General features: G+C 35.5%; 1 protein-coding gene. It reads right to left on the reverse strand.

Going from position 1 to position 1,209, the window contains the following annotated elements; translation table 11 throughout:
• Positions 1-1,209: CarD family transcriptional regulator (locus tag GCCT14_RS05035; RefSeq protein ID WP_157952648.1), on the reverse strand; the 1,209-nt coding region annotated here is incomplete at both ends.

A 1,209-nucleotide genomic window follows, 5' to 3' on the forward strand; every position in this document is an offset into this window, starting at 1 on the left:
TGATTGGAACCTAAAAGATCTAGCTTGGGTGGCTTACCCTTCGTATTGATATATGGAGTTATTAAATGTGCTTGGTGAATAGGGATATAAAGAAGTGATTTTCCAGCGTATTCTAATGCTATGAATTCAGATTCATGTCCTGAAGCAAGGCATCTTTTTTCAATTCCCCTGTAAATTCCCAGGCCATTAGAAAAATGAACTACATAATCTCCAGGAGAATATGAACAAATAGGATTTTCTAACGATGAATATATAGGCCTAGCTTGAGTACATATTTGTACAGGTTTGTTAAGGAGATCATTAGCTGAAAGAATGGCTATTTTTTCTTTTATAGAAAGAACACTTGAAGACAGCTGACCACTATTAAACTTGATTTTATCTTTAGGTATTCCGTACTCAGAAATAACCTTTTTTGTTTCTTGCTTAGTATTGGAAACAAGTTGTAAATCGTACTCTTGCTCCAGCATTAGTTGGACTGCAGTAAGGGAGGCACTTTTTTCAGATACAGTTGATTCCCTTTCAAGAAGGCCATCTGGGAATTTTGAAAAAGGGCACGTTAGACAATATGTGTTTTTTTCAAAACTCATCCAATTCATTTTTCTTCTAAAGATTGTTGGGGAAAGATTCCCTGAAAGATGAGTGGATACACTGTTTAAATCAGCGTCTACGAAACCAATTGATTTATGCTTGTGTTCTTTTATAAATTCTTTTATTCGAACAAAAAAGGAGCCTGATACCATTTCTTCCATATCCAGAAAACGATCTTCCAACTTTTCCATTCCATCAAAAAAGATTAATGGATCATCCAAGTGATCTAAGAGTGGAACGAGACAATTTAATGACTGCTCTTGAGCTGGCAATAGGTTAACTTCTTTTTTTTCTTCTAGAGAACGCTGACTTCTTGGATCAAAAGTTCGAATAGATTCTATTTCATCACCAACACATTCTAAACGAAAAGGGGCCGACTCATGTGGAGGGAAAACATCCAAAACTGCGCCACGACGTGCAAAACTCCCTCGAGAAATTACTAAAGATGATTCAGAAAAACCAAGACTTTTTAATATTTCGTAAAGGCTCTGTAATGGACAAATTTCGTTTGTGTGAATTGTAAATAGATTTCGTTCAAGTGCTTCGGAAGAAAATGTTTTTTGAACGAAGGCTTCTGGAGTTGAAAGTACAATCTGAGGTTTTTTTTCTTTAAGAGCAATT

It is taken from the genome of Candidatus Similichlamydia epinepheli, from assembly GCF_003056015.1.